General features: G+C 65.4%; 24 protein-coding genes. 12 read left to right on the forward strand and 12 right to left on the reverse strand.

Going from position 1 to position 22,113, the window contains the following annotated elements:
• A partial coding sequence (locus ACFSX5_RS19275) for a PQQ-dependent sugar dehydrogenase (RefSeq protein ID WP_386835730.1) occupies positions 1-1,011 on the forward strand: 1,011 nt, incomplete at its 5' end.
• A gap of 45 nt (positions 1,012-1,056) precedes the next feature.
• On the opposite strand, the gene ACFSX5_RS19280 is transcribed toward ACFSX5_RS19275, so the two are convergent.
• Positions 1,057-1,296 (reverse strand): hypothetical protein, encoded by a 240-nt coding sequence (locus ACFSX5_RS19280; protein WP_386832566.1) that lies wholly within the window; start codon positions 1,294-1,296, stop codon positions 1,057-1,059.
• Positions 1,297-1,388: 92 nt separating this feature from the next.
• Between ACFSX5_RS19280 and ACFSX5_RS19285 the strand changes: the two genes are divergently transcribed.
• Complete coding sequence (locus ACFSX5_RS19285) at positions 1,389-1,982, forward strand: TetR/AcrR family transcriptional regulator (RefSeq protein WP_386832565.1); 594 nt, start codon at positions 1,389-1,391, stop codon at positions 1,980-1,982.
• 25 nt (positions 1,983-2,007) lie between these two features.
• On the opposite strand, the gene secA (ACFSX5_RS19290) is transcribed toward ACFSX5_RS19285, so the two are convergent.
• A complete protein-coding gene (secA, locus tag ACFSX5_RS19290; protein WP_386832564.1) occupies positions 2,008-4,719 on the reverse strand; it encodes a preprotein translocase subunit SecA in 2,712 nt (903 codons plus the stop codon).
• Between the two features lie 349 nt (positions 4,720-5,068).
• On the opposite strand from secA (ACFSX5_RS19290), the gene ACFSX5_RS19295 reads away from it, so the two are divergent.
• Positions 5,069-6,019: a peptidylprolyl isomerase gene (locus ACFSX5_RS19295; RefSeq protein ID WP_386832563.1), complete on the forward strand. Its 951-nt coding sequence runs from the start codon at positions 5,069-5,071 to the stop codon at positions 6,017-6,019.
• A gap of 6 nt (positions 6,020-6,025) precedes the next feature.
• Here the strand turns inward: ACFSX5_RS19295 and ACFSX5_RS19300 are convergent, their stop codons facing one another.
• From ACFSX5_RS19300 to ACFSX5_RS19315, 4 genes are all read right to left on the reverse strand, one after another.
• Entirely contained in the window at positions 6,026-6,676 is a 651-nt protein-coding gene (locus ACFSX5_RS19300) for a hypothetical protein (protein WP_386832562.1), read from the reverse strand.
• A gap of 45 nt (positions 6,677-6,721) precedes the next feature.
• A complete protein-coding gene (locus tag ACFSX5_RS19305) occupies positions 6,722-7,780 on the reverse strand; it encodes a L,D-transpeptidase family protein (protein ID WP_386832561.1) in 1,059 nt (352 codons plus the stop codon).
• Between the two features lie 139 nt (positions 7,781-7,919).
• Entirely contained in the window at positions 7,920-8,858 is a 939-nt protein-coding gene (locus ACFSX5_RS19310) for an IS110 family transposase (protein ID WP_386831039.1), read from the reverse strand.
• 233 nt (positions 8,859-9,091) lie between these two features.
• Positions 9,092-9,871, reverse strand: coding sequence for a DUF3108 domain-containing protein (locus tag ACFSX5_RS19315; RefSeq protein ID WP_386832560.1), 780 nt, complete (start codon positions 9,869-9,871; stop codon positions 9,092-9,094).
• A 205-nt stretch (positions 9,872-10,076) separates the two neighbouring features.
• Here ACFSX5_RS19315 and rpmB (ACFSX5_RS19320) point away from each other — a divergent pair, with 205 nt between their 5' ends.
• Both rpmB (ACFSX5_RS19320) and ACFSX5_RS19325 read left to right on the forward strand, forming a co-directional pair.
• A complete protein-coding gene (gene rpmB / locus ACFSX5_RS19320; protein WP_386832559.1) occupies positions 10,077-10,361 on the forward strand; it encodes a 50S ribosomal protein L28 in 285 nt (94 codons plus the stop codon).
• A 138-nt stretch (positions 10,362-10,499) separates the two neighbouring features.
• Positions 10,500-11,132, forward strand: coding sequence for a queuosine precursor transporter (locus ACFSX5_RS19325; protein WP_386832558.1), 633 nt, complete (start codon positions 10,500-10,502; stop codon positions 11,130-11,132).
• Between the two features lie 36 nt (positions 11,133-11,168).
• On the opposite strand, the gene ACFSX5_RS19330 is transcribed toward ACFSX5_RS19325, so the two are convergent.
• Both ACFSX5_RS19330 and rpmB (ACFSX5_RS19335) read right to left on the reverse strand, forming a co-directional pair.
• Positions 11,169-11,945, reverse strand: coding sequence for a VUT family protein (locus ACFSX5_RS19330; protein WP_386835732.1), 777 nt, complete (start codon positions 11,943-11,945; stop codon positions 11,169-11,171).
• A gap of 138 nt (positions 11,946-12,083) precedes the next feature.
• Complete coding sequence (gene rpmB, locus ACFSX5_RS19335) at positions 12,084-12,368, reverse strand: 50S ribosomal protein L28 (protein WP_386832559.1); 285 nt, start codon at positions 12,366-12,368, stop codon at positions 12,084-12,086.
• Positions 12,369-12,573: 205 nt separating this feature from the next.
• On the opposite strand from rpmB (ACFSX5_RS19335), the gene ACFSX5_RS19340 reads away from it, so the two are divergent.
• From ACFSX5_RS19340 to ACFSX5_RS19360, 5 genes are all read left to right on the forward strand, one after another.
• Positions 12,574-13,353: a DUF3108 domain-containing protein gene (locus ACFSX5_RS19340; protein WP_386832560.1), complete on the forward strand. Its 780-nt coding sequence runs from the start codon at positions 12,574-12,576 to the stop codon at positions 13,351-13,353.
• Positions 13,354-13,586: 233 nt separating this feature from the next.
• Positions 13,587-14,525 (forward strand): IS110 family transposase, encoded by a 939-nt coding sequence (locus ACFSX5_RS19345; protein ID WP_386831039.1) that lies wholly within the window; start codon positions 13,587-13,589, stop codon positions 14,523-14,525.
• Positions 14,526-14,664: 139 nt separating this feature from the next.
• Entirely contained in the window at positions 14,665-15,069 is a 405-nt protein-coding gene (locus ACFSX5_RS19350) for a hypothetical protein (protein ID WP_386835734.1), read from the forward strand.
• Positions 15,069-15,722 (forward strand): hypothetical protein, encoded by a 654-nt coding sequence (locus tag ACFSX5_RS19355; protein WP_386835736.1) that lies wholly within the window; start codon positions 15,069-15,071, stop codon positions 15,720-15,722. The genes ACFSX5_RS19350 and ACFSX5_RS19355 overlap by 1 nt, the downstream gene beginning before the upstream one ends.
• Before the next feature lie 182 nt (positions 15,723-15,904).
• Complete coding sequence (locus ACFSX5_RS19360; protein WP_386835738.1) at positions 15,905-16,417, forward strand: hypothetical protein; 513 nt, start codon at positions 15,905-15,907, stop codon at positions 16,415-16,417.
• 6 nt (positions 16,418-16,423) lie between these two features.
• Here ACFSX5_RS19360 and ACFSX5_RS19365 read toward each other — a convergent pair whose 3' ends face one another.
• Positions 16,424-17,374, reverse strand: a complete 951-nt coding sequence (locus tag ACFSX5_RS19365; protein ID WP_386832563.1) for a peptidylprolyl isomerase — start codon at positions 17,372-17,374, stop codon at positions 16,424-16,426.
• Between the two features lie 349 nt (positions 17,375-17,723).
• On the opposite strand from ACFSX5_RS19365, the gene secA (ACFSX5_RS19370) reads away from it, so the two are divergent.
• Complete coding sequence (secA, locus tag ACFSX5_RS19370) at positions 17,724-20,435, forward strand: preprotein translocase subunit SecA (RefSeq protein ID WP_386832564.1); 2,712 nt, start codon at positions 17,724-17,726, stop codon at positions 20,433-20,435.
• A gap of 25 nt (positions 20,436-20,460) precedes the next feature.
• On the opposite strand, the gene ACFSX5_RS19375 is transcribed toward secA (ACFSX5_RS19370), so the two are convergent.
• Both ACFSX5_RS19375 and ACFSX5_RS19380 read right to left on the reverse strand, forming a co-directional pair.
• A complete protein-coding gene (locus ACFSX5_RS19375; protein WP_386835740.1) occupies positions 20,461-20,730 on the reverse strand; it encodes a TetR-like C-terminal domain-containing protein in 270 nt (89 codons plus the stop codon).
• A 41-nt stretch (positions 20,731-20,771) separates the two neighbouring features.
• Positions 20,772-21,053, reverse strand: a complete 282-nt coding sequence (locus ACFSX5_RS19380) for a TetR/AcrR family transcriptional regulator (protein WP_386835742.1) — start codon at positions 21,051-21,053, stop codon at positions 20,772-20,774.
• Between the two features lie 92 nt (positions 21,054-21,145).
• Here ACFSX5_RS19380 and ACFSX5_RS19385 point away from each other — a divergent pair, with 92 nt between their 5' ends.
• On the forward strand, positions 21,146-21,385 hold the full coding sequence (locus tag ACFSX5_RS19385) for a hypothetical protein (RefSeq protein ID WP_386832566.1): 240 nt from the start codon (positions 21,146-21,148) through the stop codon (positions 21,383-21,385).
• Positions 21,386-21,430: 45 nt separating this feature from the next.
• Here ACFSX5_RS19385 and ACFSX5_RS19390 read toward each other — a convergent pair.
• A partial coding sequence (locus ACFSX5_RS19390) for a PQQ-dependent sugar dehydrogenase (protein WP_386835744.1) occupies positions 21,431-22,113 on the reverse strand: 683 nt, incomplete at its 5' end.

The raw sequence follows: 22,113 nt of genomic DNA on the forward strand, positions 1-22,113 counted from the left end.
GCAATGGAGTTCCTGCCCGACGGGCGCATGCGGGTGACGGCAAAGTCCGGCGGTGCTGCACATCGTTACCCGGAGGGCGAAGCCAGCGAGCCGATCAGCGGGCTGCCGGAAGTCGACCTTGTCGGCCAGGGCGGATTGCTCGATGTGGCCCTGGCGCCCGATTTCGAGAGCACGGGGCGCATCTATGTCTCCTATGCCGAGCCGCGCGAGGACGGCAATGGCACGGCGGTGGCAGCGGCGACGCTGGTTCTCGACGAGAATGGCGGCGGCAGCCTCGAAGACGTGGAGGTGATCTTCCGTCAGGAGCCCACCTATGACGGCGAGTTGCATTTCGGTTCGCGCATCGTGCCCACTGAAGACGGCAACCTCTACATCACCGTGGGTGAGCGTTCGGACGAGCCGATCCGCGATCAGGCTCAGGAACTGGCCAGCGGGCTGGGTAAGGTGTTCCGCATCGATCCGGAAGGCGAGGCGCTGCCGGACAACCCGTTCATCGACAATGATGATGCCCTGCCGGAGATCTGGAGCCTCGGTCACCGCAACGTCCAGTCGGCGACGCTCGATGGCGAGGGGCGGCTGTGGACGGTGGAGCACGGTGCCAAGGGTGGGGACGAGCTCAACCGGCCGCAACCGGGGCTCAACTATGGCTGGCCGGACGTGGCCTATGGCGTCAACTATGATGGCTCCACGATCGGCGAAGGGATCACCGCCAACGCCGAAACCGAGCAGCCACTCTACTATTGGGATCCGGTGATCGCACCCTCCGGCATGGCCTACTACGACGCCGACCTGATCCCCGAGTGGCAGGGTGCGTTCATCGTTGGTGGACTGGTGTCCCAGGGGCTGGTGGTGCTCCACATGGACGGCGACCGGGTGGCGTTCGAAGAGCGGGTGCCGCTCGAGGCGCGCGTGCGCGACGTGCGGGTCGGACCGGACGGCGCGGTCTATGCGGTGACCGAGAATCCGCGGGCAGGGTCCTCCACCATCGTGCGGGTTGCCCCCGAACAGTGAGTGTTCCGGCCACCCCCTCCCGGCGGAGGGGGTGGCTGATCCGGATCAGGCGGCGGCGGCGGGCTTGCGGCCGGTGATGAAGGCGCCGAAACGAGTCTGGATGAAGGGCATGACGAAGAACACCATGGTGAGCACCATCAGCGGCACCAGCAACAGGGTGCGCTGCCACATCTGCCAGCCGGTGGTGAGCGGGAACAAGGCGTAGATGTAGAGGGTGATGACCGGGTAGACGCCGAAGAACATCAACAGGGCAAGGCGCAGGCGGGAGGCGATGGAAGGCATCATTTGTCTCCTAAACGATACGTGCCGTTTCATAACGGAACGTAGCGTAACGATCAAGACTTTTTTCGCCCGCATGGCTGCGCTATCTATGCTGCATGGCTGACCCAGCAGACGATGATCGCCGCCGTTCGATCGGTGCCCGGCGCAATCCCGATACACAGGAGGCGATCCTGCAGGCGGGCGAGGCGATCCTGCTCGAAGAGGGTCCGGCGGCGTTTTCCATCGAGGCGGTGGCGCGGCGCGCCCGCGCCGGCAAGCCCACAATCTACCGGTGGTGGCCAAGCCGCGGCACTTTGCTGCTCGATATCTACCATCGCCAGAAGCCGCAGGCGCTGCACGGTCCGACGGATGACCTCGAAGGAGAGATCGCCGGGCTGATCGAGTGGCTCAGCGGCTATTGGCAGGGCAGCGCCGGTCAGGTGTTCCGGCAGGTGATCGCGGAGGCGCAGCGCGACCCGGCCTGTGCCGAACGGCTGCAGAGCTATGCAACGGAGCGGCGGGCGCATATCGGCGAGATGATCGAGCGGGCGATGGCACGCGGCGAGGTCGCGGATACGGTCGACCCGCTATTGGGCGCCGAGATGGTGCAGTCGCTGATCTGGCACCGATTGCTGACCGACCGGCTGGCGCTCGAGCCGGGGGAGGCACAGAAGATCGCCGCGCAACTGGTGCGAGGCCTCAAGCCGTAAGCGCGGCGCCCGGCCGGCGCGTTCCTCAGAACGCGCCGTGGCAGTGCTTGAACTTCTTGCCTGAGCCGCAGGGGCAGGGCGCGTTGCGGGAGACGCCGACCAGGAGCTTGGGGTCGATCGGCTTCAGGGGACCGGTGGGGATCGAGGCGTCGTCGCCCACCGCGTCGTTCTCGCCCGTGGTCGGATCGATATGGGTCTGCTGCAGGCCGGACAGGTCTGGTGCCGGCTGCGGCTCGGGGCGGATCTGCAGTTCCACATGGCTGAGCTGCTGGGTGACGCGCTCGCGCAGCGTGCCGAGCAGGTTCTGGAACAGCTCGAAGGCCTCCTGCTTGTACTCGTTGAGCGGGTCGCGCTGGGCGATGCCGCGCCAGCCCACGACCTTGGAGAGGTGGTCGAGGGTAGCGAGGTGCTCGCGCCAGAGGCCGTCGATCGACTGCAGCACGATGGATTTTTCCACCTGGCGCATGATGTCGGCCGAGTACTTCTCGCGCTTCTCGGCGGCCTTTGCGTCGGCAGCCTCCACCAGGCGTTGGGTGACGATCTCGGCGTCGATGCCTTCCTCGGCAGCCCATTCGGCCGCGGGAATATCGAGGTTGAGCAGGGATTTCGCCTCGGTCGCCATGAGCTCGACGTCCCACTGCTCGGGATAGGAGCGGGGCGGAATGGAGCGAGAAACGATCGCATCGACGACACCGTGGCGCATCTCGGTGACGGTCTCGCCGACATCCTCGGCGTCCATCAGTTCGAGACGCTGCTCGAAGATGACCTTGCGCTGGTCATTCATCACGTCGTCGTATTTCAGGATGTTCTTGCGGATGTCGAAGTTGCGGGCTTCGACCTTGCCCTGGGCGCGCTCGATGGCCTTGGTGACCCAGGGATGGGTGATGCTTTCGCCCTGCTGCAGTCCGAGCTTGCTCAGCATGGAATCCATGCTGTCGACCGGGAAAATGCGCATCAGGTCGTCCTGGAGCGACAGGAAGAAGGCCGAATGGCCCGGATCGCCCTGACGGCCGGAGCGGCCGCGCAACTGGTTGTCGATGCGGCGGGATTCGTGGCGCTCGGTGCCAATCACCATCAGGCCACCGGCCGCAAGGGCCTTCTCCTTGGCCTCAGCAATGGTGCGCTTGATCTCGGCGATCTTGGCTTCGCGTGCCTCGCCTTCCAGGCCCTCGGTCTCGCGCTCGATGCGCATCTCGAGGTTGCCGCCGAGCTGGATGTCGGTACCGCGGCCGGCCATGTTGGTGGCGATGGTAATGGCGCCCGGCAGGCCGGCATCGGCGACGATATAGGCTTCCTGCTCGTGATGGCGGGCGTTCAGCACGTTCATCTGGCCGACATTCTTCTTGCGCAGAAGCTCGGCGAGCATTTCGGACTTTTCGATCGAGGTGGTGCCGACCAGCACCGGCTGGCCGCGCTCCTGACAGTGCTTGATCAGATCGGCGATAGCGTCGAACTTCTCTTCCGCGGTGCGGAAGATGGCGTCCTCGTCGTCCTTGCGCTGGATGGGCAGGTTGGTCGGGATGGTGACCACTTCGAGCCCGTAAATGTCGCCGAATTCCTCCGCTTCGGTCGCCGCCGTACCGGTCATGCCGGCGAGCTTCTTGTAGAGGCGGAAGTAGTTCTGGAAGGTGATCGAGGCGAGAGTCTGGTTCTCGGCCTGGATCTTGACGTGCTCCTTAGCCTCGAGCGCCTGGTGCAGGCCTTCGGAATAACGGCGGCCGGGCATCATGCGGCCACTGAACTCGTCGATGATCACCACTTCGTCGTTGCGGACGATGTAGTCCTTGTCCTTGCGGAACAGCTTGTGGGCGCGCAGGGCCGAGTTGAGGTGGTGGACCAGCGCCACGTTTTCGACGTCATAGAGCGAGGCGCTCTTGAGCAGGCCTTCGGTGGCGAGGCGTTCCTCGAGCTTTTCGATGCCCTGGTCGGTGAAGGTTGCGGCGCGGTGCTTCTCGTCGACCTCGAAGTCGCCCTCCTCGATGATCGACATCAGGCCGTCGATGCGGACATAAAGTTCGGAGCGGTCCTCCGACGGGCCGGAGATGATCAGCGGCGTGCGCGCCTCATCGATCAGGATCGAGTCCACTTCGTCGACGATGGCATAGGCATGGCCGCGCTGCACCATCTGCGCGCGGCTGTATTTCATGTTGTCGCGCAGATAGTCGAAGCCGAACTCGTTGTTGGTGCCGTAGGTGATGTCGGCTTCGTAGGCGGCCTTGCGCTCGGCATCGGTCAGGCCGTGCACGATGATGCCGGTGCTCATGCCGAGGAAGGAGTAGATGCGGCCCATCCAGGCGGCGTCGCGGCGGGCAAGATAGTCGTTGACGGTGACGACGTGGACGCCCTTGCCTTCGAGCGCATTCAGATAGACGGCAAGCGTTGCCACCAGCGTCTTGCCTTCACCGGTGCGCATTTCGGCGATGGCGCGCTCGTTGAGCACCATGCCGCCGATCAGCTGCACGTCGAAGTGGCGCATGCCGAGCACGCGCTTGGACGCTTCACGGACGGTGGCGAAAGCGGGCACGATCAGATCGTTGATCGACCGGCCGGCGGCGAGTTGCTCGCGGAACTCGGCGGTCTTGGCGCGGAGTTCGTCGTCGCTCAGCTGCTCGAACTGCGGCTCGAGGGCGTTGATCTGTGCCACCTTCGGCTGGAACCGCTTGACCTGCCGGTCCGAAGGCGTTCCGAACAAACGCCGGGCGAGCGCAGCTAGAGCCATAAGGTCGATCCCTTTCATGTCTCGCGTGTGGCGGGTGAGGAGGCGGGCATCGCACCCGTCGCTGCCGGTCGCCGGCGCGAGAATAAGCCTTTCAAGGCTTGGAAAAATGCATGGTTCCACCGGGCGGCGGAAAGCTGAACCGATGTAAGAGTGCCCCCTTGTCTTGTCAACGGCAGCCAAATGCGCGAATGCTCAACGGCCCTGCGCAGCCGGGCTTTCCAGCCCGACGACGTCGCTCAAAAAACGCGGCGCGGCATAATTCGGCCCCGCTCTCGTGATCAAGGCGGGCGATCCGTTCGGAACAGTCCGTTCCACAGCAACACCACCAGCCGGCGCCGCTGTGCGCCGTTCAAGGAGTTCCCCCAAGATGATCAAGTCCAAGCTGCGTCTCGCCCAGGCCGCGAGCGTTCTGGCGCTGGTGCTTTCGGCGACGGCGCTCGTGCCGGCCACGGCGCAGGATGCCGCTGCTCCCGCTGAAGCTCCTGCCGAGGCCGCAGCGCCGGCCGTGACCCCGGAAACCGTGGTGGCCACCGTGGGCGGCAGCCAGATCACCGAGGCCGATCTCAGCTTCGCCGCTGAGGACCTGACGCAGGAACTCAGCCAAATGCCGCCGGAAGAGCGCCGCGCCTTCCTGCTCCGCGTGCTGATCGACATGAAGGTGATGGCCGATGCCGGCCGGGACGCTGGGATGGCCGACACGCTGCTGTTCCAGCAACGGCTGGCCTACCTGGAAGACCGGGCCCTGCGCCGCGCCTATTTCGCGGAAACCATCGCCAATGCGATCACCGAAGAAGCGGTGCGGGCGGAGTACGACGCCTATGTCGCCGACTTCCAGCCGCAGCCGGAAATCCGCGCCAGCCACATCCTGGTCGAGACCGAGGAAGAAGCTCAGGCGGTCAAGGCCGAGATCGAGGGCGGTGCCGATTTCGCCACGCTGGCGCGTGAGCGGTCGATCGATCCGGGCGCGGCCAATGGCGGCGATCTCGGCTTCTTTGGCCGTGGCATGATGGTGGCCCCGTTCGAGGAGGCTGCCTTTGCGCTGACCGATGCCGGGCAGGTGTCCGATCCGGTGCAGTCCCAGTTCGGCTGGCATGTGATCCGGCTTGAAGAAACCCGCGAGTCGACCGCGCCTGCCTTCGAGCAGGTGGCCGGCCAGCTGCAGCAGCGGCTGTTGATGCGCACCTTCGACGAAACCATCGCCAACCTGATGGCCGGCGTCCAGGTCGACATCCCCGATCCGGCCCTGGCTGCCGCCGTTCAGGCGCAGACCGAAGGTGCCGAGGTCGACGCGGAAGCGGCGGAAGAAGCCGCGCAGTAAGCCGGCTCAGCAGGTGACGCGGATCTCGGCGTAGCTGCTGAGTTCCGCGGTGCCGGCGGACAGCACCGCCAGCATGCAGGCGCTGCCCAGCAGCGGGAAATTGCCGCCGGCAGCCACTACGGAGCCGTCGAGCAGGGTCAGGTAGCCCGGCTCGACGCTCGCTACCTCCACCACCGCCGGTGAATTGCACACCGGCCAGGTGTCTCCGGCCGAGACCAGAAAACGGGTCGCTGTGGGCAGGCAGTCGCCTGCATCGGCTGTTGCGGTTGTCGCAGGCGCTAATGCCGCGGGGGCCGCGGTGGCCGCCGATGTGCGCCAGTTTTCTTCCAGTACGGCGAGGCGGTTTTCGAGGTCGGCCAAGGCGGCTGTGTCAGTCGAAGTGCCCGCAGAACCGGGTGTGCCCTGGCGCAACAGATCCAGCGTCAGCCGCACCTGGGCCAGATCGGTCGATAGGCGCACGATCTCGCGGCGGGTATCGGCATAGGTGAAGGCTGCAGCGGCAATGGCGGCGACGCCCACCAGTCCCACTGTGAAGGCTAGGATATTGCTCCAGCCAATAGGCTTGCGCGGGGGGCGCGGTTGAACCGCCGACGCCGCCTTGGCTTCGGCCGCTACCGTCACTTCTGGGGCCGCAGGGCCGCTTTCCGATCCGTTCATGCCGGCCTCCGGTTGCTCCTGCTTATGGCAGAGAGTGCGGCCGAACTACGACCGCTGCAACCGTGGATGGGGAATAGGCGCGGGCTTGCCGGAGATCACCGGTGTGATGTTTTCGTCCTTCCCGCCGCCGAAAAGATTGCCGAAGCCGCTGAAGAACCCGCTCACCGCCTCGCCGCGCTCCTTGATCGCGGCCGCTTCCGCAGCGGCGCGCTCCTGGTTGGCGAGCACCGACGCAAACTGGGCCTCGTCGGCTTGCTGCTTGGCCACCAGTGTCGGGTTGCTGGCAGAAGGCGGGCAGGGACCCAGCGGGTTGAGCGGCGCGCCGGCGACCGCATTGAAGATGTACTGGCGCTCGCAGACGTCCCAGGTCGGCGGCGCCTTGGTCAGTTCGAACAGGTCATGGCCTTCCTTGATGTCCTTCCAGAAGTCGAGGTGGTCGTTCGATGCATGGCGCGCCAGATTCGCCGCGGTCATGCGGAAGGGGAAGATCTGGAGCTGGAAGCTCGGATTGCCGCCCTTGAAGGTTTCGCGGGCGAGGGCGTAGATCTCGGCGATGCCCTGGTCGGTCATGGCGTAGCAGCCGCGCGAGGAGCAGTCGCCATGCACCATGAGGTCGGTGCCGGTGCGGCCGTGGGCACGGTCGAACTTGTTGGGAAAGCCGGTGTTGAAGGCGAGATAATAGCTCGAGCGCGGATTCATCAGCCCGGGCGTGATGGTGTAGAAGCCCTCGGGGCTTTGACGGTCGCCTTCCTTGAACTTGGGGCCCAGGTCGCCCGAATAGGCGCAGATCTCATAGTCGCGGAACTTGCGGAACTCGCCCGACGCGGTGCGCTTCCACACTTCCAGGGTTTTTTCTTCCTTGAAGATGCGGATGACCATGGCTTCGCCGGGCGAGGAGCCCATGGCCTTGAGGGCGTTCACCGTGCCCGAGGAGAGTGGCTGGTTGTGCCGGTTGTTGTCGCTCTTGGGCAGGAAGCCGCCACACGCGGCGAGCCCGAAGGCCACCCACAGCAGGATCAGCACGGAGAGGAACTTGCGCAGAAACACGGTCGACGAACCCGATGGAGGACGGCGGCCCCTGCCGGAGCCGGGTTCGCGCAGCATGTACAGTGCTGGTGAACGAAGCCTTTACCACGAGCACTTTGCCGCCGGAAGCGGGACGCTATACACGCGGATGTGAGGGGAAGCTCTCCTGCCCTCCGATAGACCTCATGGTGACAGGTTCAGGATGAGCAACCATTAGCTATGGGGTCCAGGGTTGGCCTCGTTGCAGAACGGTGTTGGCAAAGATGACGAGTTTTCGAGCGCAGGCGACAAGGGCGAGCTTGTGGGGTTTGCCAGCGGCAGTAAGGCGGGCATAGAGCGCCATGAGTTGGCGGTTCCATCGATAGGCGGCAGGCAGGGCCGCGGCGTAGAGGGCCTGCCGGGGGCGGGCACGGCCGCCGGCGATGTGGCGCCGCCCGTGATGCTTGCCGCTGTCGTGGTCGAACGGTGCCAACCCGATCAGGGCAGCGGCCTGTTCACGGCTGATGCTGCCCAGTTCCGGCATGGCGATCAGCAAGGCCAAGGCGGTCGGTATGCCGATGCCGGGGACGGAGAGCAGCAGATCGAGCCGCCGCCCGAGAGCCTTGTCGGCCCGCACCGCCCGTTCCAGCCGGCGCCGTTCGTCGCGCAGGCGGGCCTTGAGTGCGGCAATGTCAGCGGCAACCAGGCTGGCAAGACGGGTATCGTGCAGATGCTCGAGCCGGGTCTTGAGCCGGGCGATGTCCTGGACCAGCTGGTCGATGAAGACCAGATGCTCGTGCAAGCCGGCCAGTGTCGGATCGGCAGCCGCCCTGTCCATCCCGAACAGGACGGTGAAGGCAGCAATCACCCGGGCATCCAGCCGGTCGTTCTTGGCGCGCTGCAACCGCATGCGGGCAAACAGGCGTACCTGCAGCGGCTGGTGCAGGATCACCTTGAACCCGGCCTCCCGCAAAGCCGCGACCACGCCACGTTCGTAGCCGCCGCTGGCTTCGATGCCGACCCGATCGACACCGGCCTTGAGCAACCACTCCGCCGCCGCTTGCCATCCGGCCGCGTCATTGTTCACCCGCAGCCATCCCTCGCCGGGCGTCACCGCCAGATCAAGAGCTGCCTTGCCGGTATCGATCCCGGCCACAAATGTGCTAGAATGGCTCATCTTCCTCGTCCCGTCCTTGCAATGCGAACCCTGGGTTCAATCAACCATGCGGGCCCGATGAAGACTGACGGCAACGATCCCGCTCATCCTCAGACAAAGGTGCACACCACCAGTCTGGGTCTACCTCGATCCGATGCCGCCGCCGCGGCCTGGTGTCGAACAGGCCGCGGCACCCCCACATTCGCACATCCCGCTAATACAAGGTCTACTGTGGCTGCGCGGGTCGCGGGAGTTCAGTAGGTCAGCTTGGTCAGCACCATGGAAAGGTCGCCCGAACCGGTGCCGACGATAGCGCGGTAGGGGATGAAGTAGCCGGTGGTGCCGAGCGGCGCGAACCAGACCAGCATGCGCTGGCTGTCGGCGAGATAGTTGGTGATTTCGCTTTCGCTGTAGTGGCCCGAGATCGGGTCGTAGTCGATGCTGCAGAGCACAACCGGCCCCTGATAGCCTGTGCGCGGGGAGGTGGCGGTGTCCTCGCCCGCATAGGCCATGCGGATGGTGAAGCGCTCGACGCCGGTGAAGATCTCGGCGCGCCGGTTGCAAAGGTCGGCGTCGAGGGCGCGGCCGCGCAGCACGAAGGCGGAGAGGAAGTCGCCGACGCCGGTCAGATGGCGGCGCTCCAGCGGTATGCGGTCCCAGCTGTCGAGCACCGGCGGGTTCACCTTGAAGGCGGTCACGGCGCGATTGGCAAAATCCACATCGACCGTGAAGTGCTCGCCGTTGGCGCGGGTCTCGAGATAGAAACTGTCGGACACCAGACCCGAACCGGCAAGAGCACCGGCGGCCTGAGCGCTCGCCGTGCCGCTCGCGACGATGGCGCCGAAGCCGGCAACGCGGGCGGAGAGGTCAAGGCTGTAGCGGTTGCCCGTATCCGACAGGTCGATATCCATCTGCGCGATGTTGACGCCGCTGATGGTGACCACATAGCTGGCGCTGGCCTCGACCTGAGCGGCCGCGGGCGTCGCCGCCAGAAGCGGCAGGGCGAGAAGGCAGGTAAGGACGGAGCGGATCACTGGCGCGGGCTTTTCGGGCGAATCGGCAATGCCATGACCTTGCCTTGTGCTGGCGCAGCGTGACAAGGCGCTCGCGGGCGTTTGAGGGGCTCCAAGCTTGACGCAGCGGCCCAAAGTCTCTAGAGACCCCGCAGATTTCACCACAATCGAGGCCCGTCGCGGACTTCCCGCCACGTAGGACCTTTACACAAACAGGATATCTGCAATGGCTCGTCGCTGTGAACTGACCGGCAAGGGCGTGATGGTTGGCAACAACGTTTCGCACGCGCTCAACCGCACCCGCCGCCGCTTTCTCCCCAACCTGCTCAACGTGACCCTGCTGTCCGAAGCGCTGAACCGTCCGGTCAAGCTGCGCGTGTCGGCTGCGGCGCTGCGCACCGTCGAGCACCGCGGTGGTCTCGATGCTTTCCTGCTGAAGCAGGACGATGCCGACCTGTCGCCGCTGGCGCTGGGCATCAAGAAGGAAATCCGCGCCGCACTGGCTGCCTGATTTCCCCAGCTTGAGCTGAACGAATTGGCCGCGCGGGTGGTAACCCACCTCGCGGCCTTTGTTTTGAGCCGGACGGCTCAAGGCGAACCGGCCGCACCGGTCTGATGCCGGAGCGCGGCGACATAGAGGTGCATTCTGATGCTTGCTCGTTTTGGGGCGGCCGTTGCCGCCATGGTCGCGGTGGTCGCCGCGTCCAACATTCTCGTCCAGTACCCGTTCGCGGTCCAACTCGGGCCGATCAACCTCGGTGATATCCTCACCTGGGGCGCCTGGACCTATCCGGTGGCTTTCCTCGTTACCGATCTCACCAACCGGGTGTTCGGGCCGGCCAAGGCGCGTCTGGCAGTGGTCGCCGGCTTTGCCGTGGCGGTGATCCTGTCAGTATGGCTCTCGACGCCGCGCATCGCCATCGCCTCGGGTACGGCGTTCCTTGTGGCGCAACTGCTCGACGTCTCCATCTTCCACCGCCTGCGGAATGCCGCGTGGTGGCAGGCGCCGATGTTCTCGTCGCTGGTGAGCTCTGCCCTCGATACGCTGATCTTCTTCAGCCTCGCCATGGCGCCGGTGTTTGCCGGGATCGACGCGCTGTTCGGCATGGAAGACTCTTCCCTGCCGTTCCCGACGCCGCTGCTCGGGGTTGGCTTCGAAGTGCCGCTGTGGGTGTCGCTGGGCCTGGGCGACTTCCTCGTCAAGCTGCTGCTCGCGGTGTTGCTGCTGGCGCCCTACAAGAGCCTGCGCGGCTGGCTCGCGGCGCGGGCGGTCGCGGTTTAGCCGATGGCGCATGGTGTGTGGAGACAACCCGTCACCCTAGCCCTCTCCCAAAGGGGCGAGGGGACGATGTGGTACTTGCGTGCGCGCGAACGAATTCCGCGTCATCGGTGCCTGCGTCCCCTCGCCCCTTTGGGAGAGGGCTAGGGTGACGGGTTGTCTCCACACACACATGCGCCATCGGCTAAACCGCGACCGCCCGCGCCGCGAGCCAGCCGCGCAGGCTCTTGTAGGGCGCCAGCAGCAACACCGCGAGCAGCAGCTTGACGAGGAAGTCGCCCAGGCCCAGCGACACCCACAGCGGCACTTCGAAGCCAACCCGAGCAGCGGCGTCGGGAACGGCAGGGAAGAGTCTTCCATGCCGAACAGCGCGTCGATCCCGGCAAACACCGGCGCCATGGCGAGGCTGAAGAAGATCAGCGTATCGAGGGCAGAGCTCACCAGCGACGAGAACATCGGCGCCTGCCACCACGCGGCATTCCGCAGGCGGTGGAAGATGGAGACGTCGAGCAGTTGCGCCACAAGGAACGCCGTACCCGAGGCGATGGCGATGCGCGGCGTCGAGAGCCATACTGACAGGATCACCGCCACGGCAAAGCCGGCGACCACTGCCAGACGCGCCTTGGCCGGCCCGAACACCCGGTTGGTGAGATCGGTAACGAGGAAAGCCACCGGATAGGTCCAGGCGCCCCAGGTGAGGATATCACCGAGGTTGATCGGCCCGAGTTGGACCGCGAACGGGTACTGGACGAGAATGTTGGACGCGGCGACCACCGCGACCATGGCGGCAACGGCCGCCCCAAAACGAGCAAGCATCAGAATGCACCTCTATGTCGCCGCGCTCCGGCATCAGACCGGTGCGGCCGGTTCGCCTTGAGCCGTCCGGCTCAAAACAAAGGCCGCGAGGTGGGTTACCACCCGCGCGGCCAATTCGTTCAGCTCAAGCTGGGGAAATCAGGCAGCCAGTGCGGCGCGGATTTCCTTCTTGATGCCCAGCGCCAGCGGCGACAGGTCGGCATCGTCCTGCTTCAGCAGGAAAGCATCGAGACCACCGCGGTGCTCGACGGTGCGCAGCGCCGCAGCCGACACGCGCAGCTTGACCGGACGGTTCAGCGCTTCGGACAGCAGGGTCACGTTGAGCAGGTTGGGGAGAAAGCGGCGGCGGGTGCGGTTGAGCGCGTGCGAAACGTTGTTGCCAACCATCACGCCCTTGCCGGTCAGTTCACAGCGACGAGCCATTGCAGATATCCTGTTTGTGTAAAGGTCCTACGTGGCGGGAAGTCCGCGACGGGCCTCGATTGTGGTGAAATCTGCGGGGTCTCTAGAGACTTTGGGCCGCTGCGTCAAGCTTGGAGCCCCTCAAACGCCCGCGAGCGCCTTGTCACGCTGCGCCAGCACAAGGCAAGGTCATGGCATTGCCGATTCGCCCGAAAAGCCCGCGCCAGTGATCCGCTCCGTCCTTACCTGCCTTCTCGCCCTGCCGCTTCTGGCGGCGACGCCCGCGGCCGCTCAGGTCGAGGCCAGCGCCAGCTATGTGGTCACCATCAGCGGCGTCAACATCGCGCAGATGGATATCGACCTGTCGGATACGGGCAACCGCTACAGCCTTGACCTCTCCGCCCGCGTTGCCGGCTTCGGCGCCATCGTCGCGAGCGGCACGGCGAGCGCTCAGGCCGCCGGTGCTCTTGCCGGTTCGGGTCTGGTGTCCGACAGTTTCTATCTCGAGACCCGCGCCAACGGCGAGCACTTCACGGTCGATGTGGATTTTGCCAATCGCGCCGTGACCGCCTTCAAGGTGAACCCGCCGGTGCTCGACAGCTGGGACCGCATACCGCTGGAGCGCCGCCATCTGACCGGCGTCGGCGACTTCCTCTCCGCCTTCGTGCTGCGCGGCCGCGCCCTCGACGCCGACCTTTGCAACCGGCGCGCCGAGATCTTCACCGGCGTCGAGCGCTTCACCATCCGCATGGCCTATGCGGGCGAGGACACCGCCACCTCCCCGCGCACAGGCTATCAGGGGCCGGTTGTGCTCTGCAGCATCGACTACGACCCGATCTCGGGCCACTACAGCGAAAGCGAAATCACCAACTATCTCGCCGACAGCCAGCGCATGCTGGTCTGGTTCGCGCCGCTCGGCACCACCGGCTACTTCATCCCCTACCGCGCTATCGTCGGCACCGGTTCGGGCGACCTTTCCATGGTGCTGACCAAGCTGACCTACTGAACTCCCGCGACCCGCGCAGCCACAGTAGACCTTGTATTAGCGGGATGTGCGAATGTGGGGGTGCCGCGGCCTGTTCGACACCAGGCCGCGGCGGCGGCATCGGATCGAGGTAGACCCAGACTGGTGGTGTGCACCTTTGTCTGAGGATGAGCGGGATCGTTGCCGTCAGTCTTCATCGGGCCCGCATGGTTGATTGAACCCAGGGTTCGCATTGCAAGGACGGGACGAGGAAGATGAGCCATTCTAGCACATTTGTGGCCGGGATCGATACCGGCAAGGCAGCTCTTGATCTGGCGGTGACGCCCGGCGAGGGATGGCTGCGGGTGAACAATGACGCGGCCGGATGGCAAGCGGCGGCGGAGTGGTTGCTCAAGGCCGGTGTCGATCGGGTCGGCATCGAAGCCAGCGGCGGCTACGAACGTGGCGTGGTCGCGGCTTTGCGGGAGGCCGGGTTCAAGGTGATCCTGCACCAGCCGCTGCAGGTACGCCTGTTTGCCCGCATGCGGTTGCAGCGCGCCAAGAACGACCGGCTGGATGCCCGGGTGATTGCTGCCTTCACCGTCCTGTTCGGGATGGACAGGGCGGCTGCCGATCCGACACTGGCCGGCTTGCACGAGCATCTGGTCTTCATCGACCAGCTGGTCCAGGACATCGCCCGGCTCAAGACCCGGCTCGAGCATCTGCACGATACCCGTCTTGCCAGCCTGGTTGCCGCTGACATTGCCGCACTCAAGGCCCGCCTGCGCGACGAACGGCGCCGGCTGGAACGGGCGGTGCGGGCCGACAAGGCTCTCGGGCGGCGGCTCGATCTGCTGCTCTCCGTCCCCGGCATCGGCATACCGACCGCCTTGGCCTTGCTGATCGCCATGCCGGAACTGGGCAGCATCAGCCGTGAACAGGCCGCTGCCCTGATCGGGTTGGCACCGTTCGACCACGACAGCGGCAAGCATCACGGGCGGCGCCACATCGCCGGCGGCCGTGCCCGCCCCCGGCAGGCCCTCTACGCCGCGGCCCTGCCTGCCGCCTATCGATGGAACCGCCAACTCATGGCGCTCTATGCCCGCCTTACTGCCGCTGGCAAACCCCACAAGCTCGCCCTTGTCGCCTGCGCTCGAAAACTCGTCATCTTTGCCAACACCGTTCTGCAACGAGGCCAACCCTGGACCCCATAGCTAATGGTTGCTCATCCTGAACCTGTCACCATGAGGTCTATCGGAGGGCAGGAGAGCTTCCCCTCACATCCGCGTGTATAGCGTCCCGCTTCCGGCGGCAAAGTGCTCGTGGTAAAGGCTTCGTTCACCAGCACTGTACATGCTGCGCGAACCCGGCTCCGGCAGGGGCCGCCGTCCTCCATCGGGTTCGTCGACCGTGTTTCTGCGCAAGTTCCTCTCCGTGCTGATCCTGCTGTGGGTGGCCTTCGGGCTCGCCGCGTGTGGCGGCTTCCTGCCCAAGAGCGACAACAACCGGCACAACCAGCCACTCTCCTCGGGCACGGTGAACGCCCTCAAGGCCATGGGCTCCTCGCCCGGCGAAGCCATGGTCATCCGCATCTTCAAGGAAGAAAAAACCCTGGAAGTGTGGAAGCGCACCGCGTCGGGCGAGTTCCGCAAGTTCCGCGACTATGAGATCTGCGCCTATTCGGGCGACCTGGGCCCAAGTTCAAGGAAGGCGACCGTCAAAGCCCCGAGGGCTTCTACACCATCACGCCCGGGCTGATGAATCCGCGCTCGAGCTATTATCTCGCCTTCAACACCGGCTTTCCCAACAAGTTCGACCGTGCCCACGGCCGCACCGGCACCGACCTCATGGTGCATGGCGACTGCTCCTCGCGCGGCTGCTACGCCATGACCGACCAGGGCATCGCCGAGATCTACGCCCTCGCCCGCGAAACCTTCAAGGGCGGCAATCCGAGCTTCCAGCTCCAGATCTTCCCCTTCCGCATGACCGCGGCGAATCTGGCGCGCCATGCATCGAACGACCACCTCGACTTCTGGAAGGACATCAAGGAAGGCCATGACCTGTTCGAACTGACCAAGGCGCCGCCGACCTGGGACGTCTGCGAGCGCCAGTACATCTTCAATGCGGTCGCCGGCGCGCCGCTCAACCCGCTGGGTCCCTGCCCGCCTTCTGCCAGCAACCCGACACTGGTGGCCAAGCAGCAAGCCGACGAGGCCCAGTTTGCGTCGGTGCTCGCCAACCAGGAGCGCGCCGCTGCGGAAGCGGCCGCGATCAAGGAGCGCGGCGAGGCGGTGAGCGGGTTCTTCAGCGGCTTCGGCAATCTTTTCGGCGGCGGGAAGGACGAAAACATCACACCGGTGATCTCCGGCAAGCCCGCGCCTATTCCCCATCCACGGTTGCAGCGGTCGTAGTTCGGCCGCACTCTCTGCCATAAGCAGGAGCAACCGGAGGCCGGCATGAACGGATCGGAAAGCGGCCCTGCGGCCCCAGAAGTGACGGTAGCGGCCGAAGCCAAGGCGGCGTCGGCGGTTCAACCGCGCCCCCGCGCAAGCCTATTGGCTGGAGCAATATCCTAGCCTTCACAGTGGGACTGGTGGGCGTCGCCGCCATTGCCGCTGCAGCCTTCACCTATGCCGATACCCGCCGCGAGATCGTGCGCCTATCGACCGATCTGGCCCAGGTGCGGCTGACGCTGGATCTGTTGCGCCAGGGCACACCCGGTTCTGCGGGCACTTCGACTGACACAGCCGCCTTGGCCGACCTCGAAAACCGCCTCGCCGTACTGGAAGAAAACTGGCGCACATCGGCGGCCACCGCGGCCCCCGCGGCATTAGCGCCTGCGACAACCGCAACAGCCGATGCAGGCGACTGCCTGCCCACAGCGACCCGTTTTCTGGTCTCGGCCGGAGACACCTGGCCGGTGTGCAATTCACCGGCGGTGGTGGAGGTAGCGAGCGTCGAGCCGGGCTACCTGACCCTGCTCGACGGCTCCGTAGTGGCTGCCGGCGGCAATTTCCCGCTGCTGGGCAGCGCCTGCATGCTGGCGGTGCTGTCCGCCGGCACCGCGGAACTCAGCAGCTACGCCGAGATCCGCGTCACCTGCTGAGCCGGCTTACTGCGCGGCTTCTTCCGCCGCTTCCGCGTCGACCTCGGCACCTTCGGTCTGCGCCTGAACGGCGGCAGCCAGGGCCGGATCGGGGATGTCGACCTGGACGCCGGCCATCAGGTTGGCGATGGTTTCGTCGAAGGTGCGCATCAACAGCCGCTGCTGCAGCTGGCCGGCCACCTGCTCGAAGGCAGGCGCGGTCGACTCGCGGGTTTCTTCAAGCCGGATCACATGCCAGCCGAACTGGGACTGCACCGGATCGGACACCTGCCCGGCATCGGTCAGCGCAAAGGCAGCCTCCTCGAACGGGGCCACCATCATGCCACGGCCAAAGAAGCCGAGATCGCCGCCATTGGCCGCGCCCGGATCGATCGACCGCTCACGCGCCAGCGTGGCGAAATCGGCACCGCCCTCGATCTCGGCCTTGACCGCCTGAGCTTCTTCCTCGGTCTCGACCAGGATGTGGCTGGCGCGGATTTCCGGCTGCGGCTGGAAGTCGGCGACATAGGCGTCGTACTCCGCCCGCACCGCTTCTTCGGTGATCGCATTGGCGATGGTTTCCGCGAAATAGGCGCGGCGCAGGGCCCGGTCTTCCAGGTAGGCCAGCCGTTGCTGGAACAGCAGCGTGTCGGCCATCCCAGCGTCCCGGCCGGCATCGGCCATCACCTTCATGTCGATCAGCACGCGGAGCAGGAAGGCGCGGCGCTCTTCCGGCGGCATTTGGCTGAGTTCCTGCGTCAGGTCCTCAGCGGCGAAGCTGAGATCGGCCTCGGTGATCTGGCTGCCGCCCACGGTGGCCACCACGGTTTCCGGGGTCACGGCCGGCGCTGCGGCCTCGGCAGGAGCTTCAGCGGGAGCAGCGGCATCCTGCGCCGTGGCCGGCACGAGCGCCGTCGCCGAAAGCACCAGCGCCAGAACGCTCGCGGCCTGGGCGAGACGCAGCTTGGACTTGATCATCTTGGGGGAACTCCTTGAACGGCGCACAGCGGCGCCGGCTGGTGGTGTTGCTGTGGAACGGACTGTTCCGAACGGATCGCCCGCCTTGATCACGAGAGCGGGGCCGAATTATGCCGCGCCGCGTTTTTTGAGCGACGTCGTCGGGCTGGAAAGCCCGGCTGCGCAGGGCCGTTGAGCATTCGCGCATTTGGCTGCCGTTGACAAGACAAGGGGGCACTCTTACATCGGTTCAGCTTTCCGCCGCCCGGTGGAACCATGCATTTTTCCAAGCCTTGAAAGGCTTATTCTCGCGCCGGCGACCGGCAGCGACGGGTGCGATGCCCGCCTCCTCACCCGCCACACGCGAGACATGAAAGGGATCGACCTTATGGCTCTAGCTGCGCTCGCCCGGCGTTTGTTCGGAACGCCTTCGGACCGGCAGGTCAAGCGGTTCCAGCCGAAGGTGGCACAGATCAACGCCCTCGAGCCGCAGTTCGAGCAGCTGAGCGACGACGAACTCCGCGCCAAGACCGCCGAGTTCCGCGAGCAACTCGCCGCCGGCCGGTCGATCAACGATCTGATCGTGCCCGCTTTCGCCACCGTCCGTGAAGCGTCCAAGCGCGTGCTCGGCATGCGCCACTTCGACGTGCAGCTGATCGGCGGCATGGTGCTCAACGAGCGCGCCATCGCCGAAATGCGCACCGGTGAAGGCAAGACGCTGGTGGCAACGCTTGCCGTCTATCTGAATGCGCTCGAAGGCAAGGGCGTCCACGTCGTCACCGTCAACGACTATCTTGCCCGCCGCGACGCCGCCTGGATGGGCCGCATCTACTCCTTCCTCGGCATGAGCACCGGCATCATCGTGCACGGCCTGACCGATGCCGAGCGCAAGGCCGCCTACGAAGCCGACATCACCTACGGCACCAACAACGAGTTCGGCTTCGACTATCTGCGCGACAACATGAAATACAGCCGCGCGCAGATGGTGCAGCGCGGCCATGCCTATGCCATCGTCGACGAAGTGGACTCGATCCTGATCGATGAGGCGCGCACGCCGCTGATCATCTCCGGCCCGTCGGAGGACCGCTCCGAACTTTATGTCCGCATCGACGGCCTGATGTCGATCATCGAGGAGGGCGACTTCGAGGTCGACGAGAAGCACCGCGCCGCAACCTTCACCGACCAGGGCATCGAAAAGCTCGAGGAACGCCTCGCCACCGAAGGCCTGCTCAAGAGCGCCTCGCTCTATGACGTCGAAAACGTGGCGCTGGTCCACCACCTCAACTCGGCCCTGCGCGCCCACAAGCTGTTCCGCAAGGACAAGGACTACATCGTCCGCAACGACGAAGTGGTGATCATCGACGAGTTCAGTGGCCGCATGATGCCCGGCCGCCGTTATTCCGAAGGCCTGCACCAGGCGCTCGAGGCTAAGGAGCACGTCAAGATCCAGGCCGAGAACCAGACTCTCGCCTCGATCACCTTCCAGAACTACTTCCGCCTCTACAAGAAGCTCGCCGGCATGACCGGTACGGCGGCGACCGAAGCGGAGGAATTCGGCGACATTTACGGGCTCGAAGTGGTCACCATCCCGACCAACCTGCCCATCCAGCGCAAGGACGACGAGGACGCCATCTTCCGCACCGCGGAAGAGAAGTTCGACGCTATCGCCGATCTGATCAAGCACTGTCAGGAGCGCGGCCAGCCGGTGCTGGTCGGCACCACCTCGATCGAAAAGTCCGAAATGCTCGCCGAGCTTCTGCGCAAGAAGAATGTCGGCCAGATGAACGTGCTGAACGCCCGCCATCACGAGCAGGAAGCCTATATCGTCGCCGATGCCGGCCTGCCGGGCGCCATTACCATCGCCACCAACATGGCCGGCCGCGGTACCGACATCCAGCTCGGCGGCAACCTCGAGATGCGCATCGAGCGCGAGACCGAGGGCCTGGAAGGCGAGGCACGCGAAGCCAAGATCGCCGAGATCAAGCGCACCATTGCTGAGGCCAAGGAGAAGGCCCTTGCGGCCGGTGGCCTGATGGTGATTGGCACCGAGCGCCACGAATCCCGCCGCATCGACAACCAGTTGCGCGGCCGCTCCGGCCGTCAGGGCGATCCGGGCCATTCGGCCTTCTTCCTGTCGCTCCAGGACGACCTGATGCGCATTTTCCCGGTCGACAGCATGGATTCCATGCTGAGCAAGCTCGGACTGCAGCAGGGCGAAAGCATCACCCATCCCTGGGTCACCAAGGCCATCGAGCGCGCCCAGGGCAAGGTCGAAGCCCGCAACTTCGACATCCGCAAGAACATCCTGAAATACGACGACGTGATGAATGACCAGCGCAAGGTCATCTTCGAGCAGCGTCTCGAACTGATGGACGCCGAGGATGTCGGCGAGACCGTCACCGAGATGCGCCACGGTGTCGTCGATGCGATCGTTTCTCGCTCCATTCCGCCCCGCTCCTATCCCGAGCAGTGGGACGTCGAGCTCATGGCGACCGAGGCGAAATCCCTGCTCAACCTCGATATTCCCGCGGCCGAATGGGCTGCCGAGGAAGGCATCGACGCCGAGATCGTCACCCAACGCCTGGTGGAGGCTGCCGACGCAAAGGCCGCCGAGAAGCGCGAGAAGTACTCGGCCGACATCATGCGCCAGGTGGAAAAATCCATCGTGCTGCAGTCGATCGACGGCCTCTGGCGCGAGCACCTCGCTACCCTCGACCACCTCTCCAAGGTCGTGGGCTGGCGCGGCATCGCCCAGCGCGACCCGCTCAACGAGTACAAGCAGGAGGCCTTCGAGCTGTTCCAGAACCTGCTCGGCACGCTGCGCGAGCGCGTCACCCAGCAGCTCAGCCATGTGGAACTGCAGATCCGCCCCGAGCCGCAGCCGGCACCAGACCTGTCCGGCCTGCAGCAGACCCATATCGATCCGACCACGGGCGAGAACGACGCGGTGGGCGACGACGCCTCGATCCCCACCGGTCCCCTGAAGCCGATCGACCCCAAGCTCCTGGTCGGCGTCTCCCGCAACGCGCCCTGCCCCTGCGGCTCAGGCAAGAAGTTCAAGCACTGCCACGGCGCGTTCTGAGGAACGCGCCGGCCGGGCGCCGCGCTTACGGCTTGAGGCCTCGCACCAGTTGCGCGGCGATCTTCTGTGCCTCCCCCGGCTCGAGCGCCAGCCGGTCGGTCAGCAATCGGTGCCAGATCAGCGACTGCACCATCTCGGCGCCCAATAGCGGGTCGACCGTATCCGCGACCTCGCCGCGTGCCATCGCCCGCTCGATCATCTCGCCGATATGCGCCCGCCGCTCCGTTGCATAGCTCTGCAGCCGTTCGGCACAGGCCGGGTCGCGCTGCGCCTCCGCGATCACCTGCCGGAACACCTGACCGGCGCTGCCCTGCCAATAGCCGCTGAGCCACTCGATCAGCCGGCGATCTCTCCTTCGAGGTCATCCGTCGGACCGTGCAGCGCCTGCGGCTTCTGGCGATGGTAGATATCGAGCAGCAAAGTGCCGCGGCTTGGCCACCACCGGTAGATTGTGGGCTTGCCGGCGCGGGCGCGCCGCGCCACCGCCTCGATGGAAAACGCCGCCGGACCCTCTTCGAGCAGGATCGCCTCGCCCGCCTGCAGGATCGCCTCCTGTGTATCGGGATTGCGCCGGGCACCGATCGAACGGCGGCGATCATCGTCTGCTGGGTCAGCCATGCAGCATAGATAGCGCAGCCATGCGGGCGAAAAAAGTCTTGATCGTTACGCTACGTTCCGTTATGAAACGGCACGTATCGTTTAGGAGACAAATGATGCCTTCCATCGCCTCCCGCCTGCGCCTTGCCCTGTTGATGTTCTTCGGCGTCTACCCGGTCATCACCCTCTACATCTACGCCTTGTTCCCGCTCACCACCGGCTGGCAGATGTGGCAGCGCACCCTGTTGCTGGTGCCGCTGATGGTGCTCACCATGGTGTTCTTCGTCATGCCCTTCATCCAGACTCGTTTCGGCGCCTTCATCACCGGCCGCAAGCCCGCCGCCGCCGCCTGATCCGGATCAGCCACCCCCTCCGCCGGGAGGGGGTGGCCGGAACACTCACTGTTCGGGGGCAACCCGCACGATGGTGGAGGACCCTGCCCGCGGATTCTCGGTCACCGCATAGACCGCGCCGTCCGGTCCGACCCGCACGTCGCGCACGCGCGCCTCGAGCGGCACCCGCTCTTCGAACGCCACCCGGTCGCCGTCCATGTGGAGCACCACCAGCCCCTGGGACACCAGTCCACCAACGATGAACGCACCCTGCCACTCGGGGATCAGGTCGGCGTCGTAGTAGGCCATGCCGGAGGGTGCGATCACCGGATCCCAATAGTAGAGTGGCTGCTCGGTTTCGGCGTTGGCGGTGATCCCTTCGCCGATCGTGGAGCCATCATAGTTGACGCCATAGGCCACGTCCGGCCAGCCATAGTTGAGCCCCGGTTGCGGCCGGTTGAGCTCGTCCCCACCCTTGGCACCGTGCTCCACCGTCCACAGCCGCCCCTCGCCATCGAGCGTCGCCGACTGGACGTTGCGGTGACCGAGGCTCCAGATCTCCGGCAGGGCATCATCATTGTCGATGAACGGGTTGTCCGGCAGCGCCTCGCCTTCCGGATCGATGCGGAACACCTTACCCAGCCCGCTGGCCAGTTCCTGAGCCTGATCGCGGATCGGCTCGTCCGAACGCTCACCCACGGTGATGTAGAGGTTGCCGTCTTCAGTGGGCACGATGCGCGAACCGAAAT

Source organism: Devosia albogilva (genome assembly GCF_042685625.1).
GTDB classification, from domain to species: Bacteria; Pseudomonadota; Alphaproteobacteria; order Rhizobiales; family Devosiaceae; genus Devosia; species Devosia albogilva.

Bases quoted from the DNA above. Each gene is read 5' to 3' on its own strand.
- ACFSX5_RS19305 (WP_386832561.1), bottom strand. From the start codon at position 7,780: ATGCTGCGCGAACCCGGCTCCGGCAGGGGCCGCCGTCCTCCATCGGGT.
- ACFSX5_RS19350 (WP_386835734.1), top strand. From the start codon at position 14,665: ATGCTGCGCGAACCCGGCTCCGGCAGGGGCCGCCGTCCTCCATCGGGT.
- secA (WP_386832564.1), top strand. From the start codon at position 17,724: ATGAAAGGGATCGACCTTATGGCTCTAGCTGCGCTCGCCCGGCGTTTG.
- ACFSX5_RS19310 (WP_386831039.1), bottom strand. From the start codon at position 8,858: ATGAGCCATTCTAGCACATTTGTGGCCGGGATCGATACCGGCAAGGCA.
- ACFSX5_RS19385 (WP_386832566.1), top strand. From the start codon at position 21,146: ATGATGCCTTCCATCGCCTCCCGCCTGCGCCTTGCCCTGTTGATGTTC.
- ACFSX5_RS19330 (WP_386835732.1), bottom strand. From the start codon at position 11,945: ATGCTTGCTCGTTTTGGGGCGGCCGTTGCCGCCATGGTCGCGGTGGTC.
- ACFSX5_RS19285 (WP_386832565.1), top strand. From the start codon at position 1,389: ATGGCTGACCCAGCAGACGATGATCGCCGCCGTTCGATCGGTGCCCGG.
- ACFSX5_RS19325 (WP_386832558.1), top strand. From the start codon at position 10,500: ATGCTTGCTCGTTTTGGGGCGGCCGTTGCCGCCATGGTCGCGGTGGTC.
- ACFSX5_RS19345 (WP_386831039.1), top strand. From the start codon at position 13,587: ATGAGCCATTCTAGCACATTTGTGGCCGGGATCGATACCGGCAAGGCA.
- secA (WP_386832564.1), bottom strand. From the start codon at position 4,719: ATGAAAGGGATCGACCTTATGGCTCTAGCTGCGCTCGCCCGGCGTTTG.
- ACFSX5_RS19365 (WP_386832563.1), bottom strand. From the start codon at position 17,374: ATGATCAAGTCCAAGCTGCGTCTCGCCCAGGCCGCGAGCGTTCTGGCG.
- rpmB (WP_386832559.1), bottom strand. From the start codon at position 12,368: ATGGCTCGTCGCTGTGAACTGACCGGCAAGGGCGTGATGGTTGGCAAC.
- ACFSX5_RS19295 (WP_386832563.1), top strand. From the start codon at position 5,069: ATGATCAAGTCCAAGCTGCGTCTCGCCCAGGCCGCGAGCGTTCTGGCG.
- ACFSX5_RS19280 (WP_386832566.1), bottom strand. From the start codon at position 1,296: ATGATGCCTTCCATCGCCTCCCGCCTGCGCCTTGCCCTGTTGATGTTC.
- rpmB (WP_386832559.1), top strand. From the start codon at position 10,077: ATGGCTCGTCGCTGTGAACTGACCGGCAAGGGCGTGATGGTTGGCAAC.
- ACFSX5_RS19380 (WP_386835742.1), bottom strand. From the start codon at position 21,053: ATGGCTGACCCAGCAGACGATGATCGCCGCCGTTCGATCGGTGCCCGG.
- ACFSX5_RS19300 (WP_386832562.1), bottom strand. From the start codon at position 6,676: ATGAACGGATCGGAAAGCGGCCCTGCGGCCCCAGAAGTGACGGTAGCG.
- ACFSX5_RS19355 (WP_386835736.1), top strand. From the start codon at position 15,069: ATGAATCCGCGCTCGAGCTATTATCTCGCCTTCAACACCGGCTTTCCC.